At 63.8% G+C, this 7,163-nt stretch carries 6 protein-coding genes; all 6 read right to left on the reverse strand.

Going from position 1 to position 7,163, the window contains the following annotated elements:
- On the reverse strand, window positions 1-540 hold a 540-nt coding region (locus tag JW929_10315; protein ID MBN1439792.1), incomplete at its 3' end, for a hypothetical protein.
- 105 nt (window positions 541-645) lie between these two features.
- The gene (locus tag JW929_10320) at window positions 646-1,908 is read right to left on the reverse strand and encodes an NAD(P)/FAD-dependent oxidoreductase (GenBank protein MBN1439793.1); all 1,263 of its coding nucleotides are present in this window, start codon (window positions 1,906-1,908) and stop codon (window positions 646-648) included.
- Window positions 1,909-1,918: 10 nt separating this feature from the next.
- Window positions 1,919-2,080: a rubredoxin gene (locus JW929_10325; protein ID MBN1439794.1), complete on the reverse strand. Its 162-nt coding sequence runs from the start codon at window positions 2,078-2,080 to the stop codon at window positions 1,919-1,921.
- Complete coding sequence (locus JW929_10330) at window positions 2,073-3,299, reverse strand: FprA family A-type flavoprotein (GenBank protein MBN1439795.1); 1,227 nt, start codon at window positions 3,297-3,299, stop codon at window positions 2,073-2,075. The genes JW929_10325 and JW929_10330 overlap by 8 nt, the downstream gene beginning before the upstream one ends.
- A gap of 466 nt (window positions 3,300-3,765) precedes the next feature.
- Entirely contained in the window at window positions 3,766-5,379 is a 1,614-nt protein-coding gene (locus JW929_10335; GenBank protein MBN1439796.1) for a sigma-70 family RNA polymerase sigma factor, read from the reverse strand.
- The coding region (dnaG, locus tag JW929_10340) for a DNA primase (GenBank protein MBN1439797.1) at window positions 5,379-7,163 on the reverse strand (1,785 nt) is incomplete at its 5' end. The genes JW929_10335 and dnaG, both read right to left, overlap by 1 nt.

Here is a 7,163-nt window from a genome sequence, read left to right on the forward strand (position 1 = left end):
GTCGGTGATAAACTGCATCGAGGGATCCCTTGAAAAATACCAATTTTCCCCGCTGTCGGTGCTCTTTCCCACCCCGCCGGGTGTTCCAGCATACAGGGTGGATGTTGTTTTTGGATCGATTGCCAAGACATCGATGCCGGTATCTTCCTTAAGACCGGCATTGCTTTCCTTCCAAGATTTTCCGCCATCCTTACTTCTATAAAAACCGGTATATGTACCGGTATATGCGCTTGCATACAGATTGGATGAATTGCTCGGGTCAATAGCCAAAGCGGAGACGGGTCCGCCCCAAGGGCCGTGGGTTTCCCAATTGTAGGTAATGGGAGTCGACGTCGGCGAAGATGTTGGAGTTGGGGATAAAAAGGAAGTAGGGGTATATGAATGAGTGCGTATGGAGGTAACAAATCCGGCCAGTTTTGGCGAGGGAGTTATATTTGCCGTAGAGGTGGAATTACACGAGCTGCTCAGAATAGCAAGAAATAGCGCAACAAAGACGGAAACGAATCCTTGAAATTGAGATTTCACGAAAATGTATTTCATGCCCCTCCGATTATTATTGGCGAACAATTTTCTTTACAATAATAATTTCCTGGATGATTTTCATAAATTCTTGGCGTATCGATACGTGCGCGATACACCGGCGCCTTACCCCGGCCCACCCGGCGGGCCGTCCGGGGCGGGCTCGACCGGCTTGCCTTCCGCAAATCCCTTCAGGTCGAACGCGCGGTCCAGCAGCCGATCTTCCACCTGCGAAACGTCGCGCCGCGCGGCGATCAGCTGTTTGATCCATGGCACGCTCGTGGCATCGTTCAGCAGGATTGCGCCGACGATCACTCCGTTCCGCACGGCGATTTTTTTATAGCAGCGCGCACTTTCCTCCCGCACCCGGTACACCGCCAGCGACGGATCCTCGGCCGTCGCCTCCCCCAGGCTGGTTAGATCCATTCCCATGAGCTTGAGCGTTGCCGCCGGCAGGGTGCCGTGATATTTGGCCGGCGTGCCGCCGGCCATGTTCTGCGACGCGGCGCGGGCTTGTTCGATCGCGGGCGGGATCAAGCCGTACGTGCGCCCGTCGACCTCCGCGCAATCCCCCGCCGCAAAGATGTCCGCCGCGCTGGTTTGCATCGCCGCATCGACGGCGATCCCGCTGTGCACCGCGATTCCCGCGGCGCGGGCGAGTTCGGTGCGCGGGACGACGCCGGTCGAGAACAGGACCAATTCCCCGCCGATTTCACCGCCGTCTTCCAGGCGGATCCCAGCCGCGGATCCGTCGCCGGTAACGGCGGCCGTTTTCACCCCGGTGCGGAATTTCAACCCCGCGGATTCTAAAAGCGCCTGCAGGAAATCGCCGCCTTCGCGGTCCAGCTGCCGCGGGAGGAGGTGCGGCAATATTTCCACCACGCTGACCTCCAATCCGCACCCGCGCAGCGAGTCGGCCGTCTCCAGCCCGAGCAGTCCGCCGCCGACGACGACCGCCCGCCGGCTCTCCGCCGCCCGGGCGCGGATCGCCTCGGCGTCCCGAATGGTGCGGAGCGTGTAGACCCCCGGCAAATCCACCCCCGGTATTCCGGGCAGGTAACTGTCGGCGCCGGCGGCGATCAGCAACCGGTCGAATGGAAGCGTCTCCCCCGTGGTCAGTTTGACCGTATGCGCCTCCGCTTGGATTTCGGCGACGGACGCGTTCAACCGGAGGTCGATCCCCTGCGCGGCGTACCAATCCGCTTCGCGGAAATACAACGCCCTCCGCTCGATTCTCCCGGCGATCAACTCCCACAGCCTGGGGCGATAATAATACGGATACGGCTCGTCGCCGAGAATCGCAACGGCGGCGGACGGATCCAGACCGCGCAAATTCCGCGCGGCCGTGGTTCCGGCGACGCCGCCGCCGACGATCACAAAGCGGGTCATTTCCGGGGAATCAGGTTATTTTTTGGAACATGCTTTTGTCCACGCCGCATTCCGGGCAGACCCACGTATCGGGGATATCCTCGAAGGCCGTGCCCGGCGCGATCCCGTGTTCCGGATCGCCCTTCTGCGGATCGTAGATGTAGCCGCACGCCGTGCATTCCCATTTATCCATCGGCCGTCTTCTCCTGGGAGGTGTTTTGCACCGCCCGCGCGAATTTTACCCCGAACGCCTCGCCCGCGGCCAGGGTCTCGGGAGTCGGATTGCCGGGGAAGGGGAGACTGTCGAGGATCTCCCATTGCAGCGCCTCGGCGGTCTTTTTGAATCCCGCCTGCCCGCCGCCGCTCCACCCGTAGCTGCCGAAGTAGGCCGCCTTGCGTCCGGCGAGATGCTTGGCCTCGACCACCGCCAGCGCGGCGGACATGATCGGCAACAACTGGCCTTCGTAGGTCGGCGCGCCGACCACCACGCCGCGTCCGGCGTAGAGCGCCGGCAGGATGTAGCTGATGTTGGTGTGGGCTACGTCGAACACCCTCACCGGCACGCTCGCGCCGGCGATCCCGCGCGCGACGGCGTTCATCATCGCCTCGGTCGCGCCGTACATCGTGGCGTACATCAGCGTGACCTCCGGCCGGGGACTGTCGATCGCGTATCCGCACCAGCGTTTGTAGAGCTCGATGATCCTTTCCGGCCGCTTGCGCCAGATCAGCCCGTGCGACGGGGCGACGATCGCAACCGGCAACGCGGCCAGCTTGTCGATCGCCCGCAGGACCATCCGGCTGAATTTGGCGACGATGTTGGCAAAGTAGCGCTCGGCCTCGCGCTCATAATATTCCACCGAATCGTATTCGTCGTCGAAAACCGCGCCGTCGAGCGCCCCGAACCCTCCGAATCCGTCGCAGGAAAACAGGACGTTCCCCGGCGTTGCCCAGGTCATCATCGTTTCCGGCCAGTGGACCAACGGGGTTTCGTAAAAGGTCAGGGTGTGGGTTCCCAGGGGGATCGTCTCCCCGTCCTTCACCGTGTGGATCCGTTCGGTGATGCCGTAGAAAGACTTCAACATCCCGCGCGCCTTCTCGGTGCAAATCAACACCGCGCCCGGCGCGGCGGCGGCGATTGTCTTAAGCACGCCGGTGTGATCCGGCTCCATGTGGTTGATGACGATGTACTCGAGCTTGGAAACATCGACCAAGCCTTGAATCCGCCTCAGAAAATCTTCGCCCTTGAGCGCCTTCACCAGATCGATCAGCGCCGGCTTGCCATCCCGGATCAGGTAGGCATTGTATGAGACCCCCTCTCCGGAGATCGGCCACATCCCCTCGAAGAGGTCGGTCGTCCGGTCGTTGACCCCGATCCAGTGAATTCCGGGGGCGATTTCTACGGTTTCGGTCATGGCGGACTCCTTCTTTTCTCTGGGGCCGGCTTTTCTCGGTTGATCCCGATTCACTCACCCGTTCCGTATGCGGGTTTGGAGGAAGGCGTTCTTTTGGAGCGGGCTAGATTGCAATTCACACTCGCCTCTTCGATCCCGGGCTGATCAAAATGGATCGGACGTCATTCCCGACCCGCCATCCCGAGAAAAATCCGGGACGAGCGCCCGGGGCGGACCCTGCGCCTCCAGACCGACCCGTCCGGGAAGGTCTGCATTCGACGCGATATTCGCTGCGGGAAGGGGGGCCGATTGACCATGCAGCCGGGCGTTCAAAACCGGCATCCGGTGATCGAGAGCCGGATTCCCGGCCACGAAAACCCCCGCTGCGCGAGGGCGGGCGCCGGGATGACGTTCACACAACCGCCAGGCATCCATCCCAAGCAACCTCCCTCCCGCTTTGTGGAAAACCCCAAAGCGACCGGCAAATCTATCCTAAATAATCCCGCAGCGAGCGGCTGCTGCGCGGATGGCGCAGCTTGCGCAGCGCTTTGGCTTCGATCTGGCGCACCCGCTCGCGGGTGACTCCCAGCCGCTGGCCGACTTCTTCCAGCGTATGGTCCCGTCCGTCGAGCAGGCCGAAGCGCAGCTCCAGGACCTGCCGTTCGCGTTCGTTCAAATACAGGAGCGCGTTGCGGATCTGGTCGCGCAGGAGTTCGCGCGAGGCGGCGTCGAGCGGGGTGACCACGTTTTCGTCTTCGATGAAATCCCCCAGAATGCTGCTTTCCTCCGAGCCGACCGGGGTTTCGAGCGACATCGGCTCCTGGGCCAGGCGCAGGATCCGCTCGACCCGTTCCACCGCGCGTTGAACCTTCAGCTCGAGCGGCGCGGGCAGGGGTTCCTGCGCCGCGCGCAGGCGCAGGAGTTCCGCGGTGTCGGTCGGCTCGATCAGGTCCATCTCGACCGCCAGCTCCTCGCTGGTCGGCTCGCGTTCCAACTCCTGAACCAGGTGCCGCTGAGCCCGGGTCAGGCGATTGATGGTTTCCACCATGTGGACCGGGATGCGGATGGTCCGGGCTTGGTCGGCGATCGCCCGGCTGATCGCCTGGCGGATCCACCACGTCGCGTACGTGCTGAATTTGAAACCGAGGATCGGATCGAACTTCTCCACCGCCCGCAGCAGGCCGAGGTTGCCCTCCTGGACCAGATCCAAAAACGCGATGCCGCGGCCGATGTAGCGCTTGGCGACGCTCACCACCAGCCGCAAGTTCGCCCGGATCAGCGCCTTGTGGGCCTCCTGCATCCGGTCGTCGACGGTGCGCAATTCGGATTCGATGACCGCCGACGAGGGCAGCCAACCCTGGAAGGAACGCCGGGGGGCGGGGGTTTTGTGTGTGCGCAGATAGGCGGCCAGCTTGGCCTGGGTTTGCACCGGCAGCGCGTAGAGGACCACAAAAACGTCGAAGGCGTTGCGCGCCACCTTGTTCCAGGCCGGGTCCCGCCCCCACGGTCCGCGCTCCAGCCATGTCCGCAAGTAGGAGGGACCGCTTTCCTGCCACGAGGAACGCAACGCCCGCGCCTCCTGCAGCAGCTTTCCCAGATCCGGCATCGGCTGGCCGAGACGCTTGACGGTTTCGCGCAGATGCTTCCAATCGTCGCACAGGTCGTGATACATCTCCAGGTACGCTTGGCCGGCGCCGGTGATGCGGGGCCCCGCCTTGCGGATCGCCGTCACCCGCTCGCGCACCGCGACGATGTGGCGGTGCGCGAGGATTTGTACCGCCAGCCAGGTTTCCTGATCAGGACTGAGCAGGTTGACCTGTCCGATTTCGCGCAGGTACATCCGCACGGGATCGTCGGTCAATTCCAGGCCTTCGAGGATTTCCTCGCCCTCCAACTCCCCGCCCAGGCCTTCCTCCTCGAGCGTCTCCAGGTCTTCCTCACTGACCTCCCCCTCGGCGGATTCGGCGGCGGCATCCTCGTCGCCGTAAGGCTGCTCCTCGAGTTCGGACTCCTCGTCGGCGGCGATGTCTTCCGAGTCGATCTCCGCCGGATCCAAATCCTCCAGCTCCTTGTGGGGCGTTTTCGTTTTCCGTTTCGGCATTAACCACCCTCGCTGCCCGGGGCCCGGGGAATGGGAGTGCGCACGGATCCGCCGCGCGCGCTTTCCGACAAAGCCCGGTCGATGCCGCGGAGCGAATCGCTGATCCGCTTGATGCGCTCCAGGGCTTCCCGCCGGGCTTCGCGGGTTTCCGGTTCCTCCGTTGGTTCCGGAGGATTTTGCTCCAAATCCATCAGATGGAACCGCAAATCGGCCAACTGCCGTTCGAAAGTCCGCTGGCGCAGCCGCAGCGCGGCCTCCAGCGCCTCCTCGAAAGTGGGAGAGTCATCCCCATGATACTTCAGGAAGGATTCTTTTGCCGCCGCAAGGGATTCCCCCAAACCTTCGCCGCTGCGCGATTCGAGAAACGCTTGAGGGTCCTCCTCAAGCATCGCGCCGCGGAGCAATTCAATGAGTGCGGCCTGGACCGGGTTGGTGAAATCCTCGGCGCCGATTCGATCCAGTTTCATCTCGCCGAAGGACCTGTCGATTCGGAAAAGCAAATCCGGCGCCTTGGCCAGCAGGCCGAGGTTGTAGGATTCGTGAAGTTCCGGCCGTTTTCCGGCGGCGGGCGCCGGGGCGGGCGGAACGGCGCCTGCCCGCGTCCGCGGAATCCGCCGGCGCGGGCGCGCGGCCGCGGAGCCCGCGAGCGCCCCTTCGTCCACCCGCAGGGTCCGCGCCACCTGCTGGCGGTAGGCTTCCCGCTCGACCTTGTCGCCCACGTCTTCGATCAGCGGCAGCATCCGCGCCGCGATCATCGCCTTCACCTTCGGATCTTCCAGGTTTTGGCCGCGGGTCAGGGTTTGCAGAACATGCAGGACGACGGGCGGGGCTTCGGCGACGAGGCGGCGCCATTCCTCCGGCGAATCCCGGACGACCTCGTCCGGATCCTTGCCCTCCGGGAGCGACGCCACGCGCAGATCCGCCCGCAGGCGGCTTTCGTAGCGGACCAGGCCGCGGGCGTCGAACACCGCCTCGCCCTCCCGGTCGAGCGCCTCGCGCGCCAGTTCCAACCCGCGCATGGTGGCCGCGTCGCCGGCCGAATCCGGATCCAGCGCCAGCACGATCCGCTTGGCATAGCGCTTGAGCATCCGCAGCTGGGCTTCGGTCAGCGCGGTTCCCATCGGCGAAACGACATTTTCACAACCGGCCTGGTGCACGGCCATCACGTCCATGTAGCCTTCGACGATCACCGCTTCCCCGGCGGCGCGGATGGCGCGTCCGGCTCGTTCCAGCCCGTAGAGCAGCCGGCCCTTGTCGAACAGCGCGGTTTGTGGGGAATTCAGGAATTTCGGCACATCGTTCGGGTCCACGATCCGCGCCCCGAACCCGCACGGCTTCCCGGCGGAATTGCGGATCGGGATTGTGATCCGGTTGCGGAAGCGGTCGCGCAATCCGCCGGAGTCGGTCTGCACCGCCAGGCCTGCGTCCACCAGATCCGAGTCGCTGTATCCCTTGGAGCGGAAGAAGGCGATGCCGGCCTCCCAGCCGGCGGGCGCCAAGCCCACTCCGAAGGATTCCAACGTGGAATCCGAAAGCCCGCGGCGCCGCAGGTATTCCAACACCTTGGCGCCCTCGGGAGTGTTCAGCAAAGCATTGCGGAAAAACGTCTCCGCCAGCTCAAGCAGGGTGCGCAGGCGGGCGTGTTCCTCCTCCGCCCGCAGATCCTCCGGTGTGCGGGGATGCAGTTCCACGCCGGCGCGTGCGGCCAGGATCCGCAGGGCTTCAGGGAAATCGACGCCTTCTTTTTTCATCACGAAGCGAAAGATATCGCCGCCTTCGTTGCA

The organism is Anaerolineales bacterium, assembly GCA_016928575.1.
GTDB lineage: Bacteria > Chloroflexota > Anaerolineae > Anaerolineales > RBG-16-64-43 > JAFGKK01.